Here is a 2,128-nt window from a genome sequence, read left to right on the forward strand (position 1 = left end):
TGTCAAGGGCGGTTTTAAATTGCTGTTTTATGGCGGTTTAAAAATGTATGATTTGGGCGGTTTAAGAATTGACTGATGCCAGTCGGTATGACTTCCCTTTGATCTTGATTACATGTGAGTGATATACAAGTCGGTCTAAAATTGCTTCTGCAGTTGCTGTGCTATGAAGTACTGTTCCCCAACTTGATAATGGCACATTGGTCGTTATGATCGTTGATTTACGTTCATAACGACCATTTATTAGTTGAAATAATAGTTTGGCTTCATTTTCAGATATTGGTAAATAGCCTAACTCGTCAATAATCAGTAGGTCATACCTCTCATATCGACGCATTACTCGCTCTAAATGGTGTTTTCCTTGAGCAGCCTTCAACCTAAGAATTAGCTCATGGCAATTAATGAATAATGTTCGTACACCTTGTCGGCATGCTTCGATACCAAGACCAATTGATAAGTGTGTTTTTCCTACACCTGGGCTACCAATAAAAATAATATTCTCTTGATTACTTAGAAATGACATAGTCGCAAATTCAGCTATTTGCTGCTGGTTAATTGATGGCTGAAATTGATAATCAAAGTCATTGAGCCGTTTAATAACTGGAAAGCGAGCCCGCTTTATCCGTCTATTTAAGCTTTCCTCTTGCTGATAAGCAATTTCCTTATCTGTCAATTCCAACAATGCTTCACTGAAACTAATTTGGCTATTATTGACCTGTTTTCGATAATCCGCAATTGACGCAGCCATATTACGTAAATTTAACTTCGTTAAATTGTCGATTAATTTTTGATACTGATTCATTTTATTCCCCAATCTGATCATAAATACTGAGGTTATTAAGCATATATTTGTCGATCTCGTCATCTGTTTTATTTTCCATCAAGTCGCTTTTAAGAACGGCGTGTTTATCACGAGGGTCGTAATTGAACTGCCTATCTGTTAAATCATGTTTCTGAATCTCAACACCTTGGTAGAAAATACGAATGACTTTACCATCAGTAGTCGGTTTAATTTCAACCTCTTTTCCGATATAATTAGGGGAAACAGAGTATTGATGGTTTTGAAACCTAATCATTGAATCTTGAGACACTTTTCTAGTTTGGACGCTGTCAAAGTATCTCACGAGATCGTGGTTGAGAGGCCTGAGATGCTCTTTTTCTTTTGCCCATAATTCAATTGGCTTTTGATTATTACCTTGTGATTTCTCGTGATTGAGCCGTTCGGCTAATCGGTTAACGATGTCATTCAAGTCATTAATAGTACTGAATTCTCCATCATAAGGTTTTAATCGGCTCATTGTTCTGGCTAATGCTTCAACGCAACCTTTGGTTTGCGGCCTAAACGGGCGACAGGCAATTGGATGAAAACAAGCGTCATGACTAAATGACAGAAAGCGTTCGTTGAATTTATGATGATGAAAATCACTTAATTTATGGTCAACGACAGTTGACATATTATCAAACCAAATTTCCTTAGGAACTCCACCCGTAGTTCTAAAAGCCTCAAATAAGCATTTGAACAAGGTGTCTTGTTTCTGATCTAACGTTAGTTTTAAGAATTTGAATTTTGAATAAGGTAAAACATACAGGAAAATACTGAAGGTATGTGGTACACCATTTTGGTCAGTCATTGTAATATGTTCTTTCCAATCGACCTGAGCACTCAATCCAATCGTATGCTCAACTCTAATCGTTGCTTTTTTAGTTTGTGTTTTACGAAAGCGACGACAATATTCTTTAACGATGGTGTATTTACCAGTGAAGCCTTTTTCAACGATAAAGTCATAAATTGATCTAGCAGAACATCCAGCTGTGTATTTATCTTCAATGAGATCTTGATATCCATCCAATTTACTGCGGCGTTTTCGTTGCTTTTTAACTGTTGTTTCACCACTCAATGCTCGTAAATAAGCAGCTTTTACAGTTCGTGGATCCACACCATATTGTCGCGCTATCGCCGAATAGTTTGGTTTTAGTTTCTCTACCACAAAATATCTCATCCTTTCGTAAACGTCTTTTCGCATACTCGTCACTCCCTCAAAGAATTGATAAAGTGAGTATACAAAAAATGTAGGAAAACCGACAATTTTAAACCGCCGATTTCCTACATTTTATAACCGCCCTTTACACC

General features: G+C 37.0%; 2 protein-coding genes. Both read right to left on the reverse strand.

The genetic code is table 11. The features are described from left to right. Positions 1-61: 61 nt before the first annotated feature. Entirely contained in the window at positions 62-799 is a 738-nt protein-coding gene (gene istB, locus QOS10_RS09150) for an IS21-like element helper ATPase IstB (protein WP_283595169.1), read from the reverse strand. A 1-nt stretch (position 800) separates the two neighbouring features. Further along, positions 801-2,021 (reverse strand): IS21 family transposase, encoded by a 1,221-nt coding sequence (gene istA / locus QOS10_RS09155; protein WP_283595170.1) that lies wholly within the window; start codon positions 2,019-2,021, stop codon positions 801-803. Positions 2,022-2,128 lie beyond the last annotated feature (107 nt).

Source organism: Limosilactobacillus galli, assembly GCF_947381495.1.
Classification (GTDB): domain Bacteria; phylum Bacillota; class Bacilli; order Lactobacillales; family Lactobacillaceae; genus Limosilactobacillus; species Limosilactobacillus galli.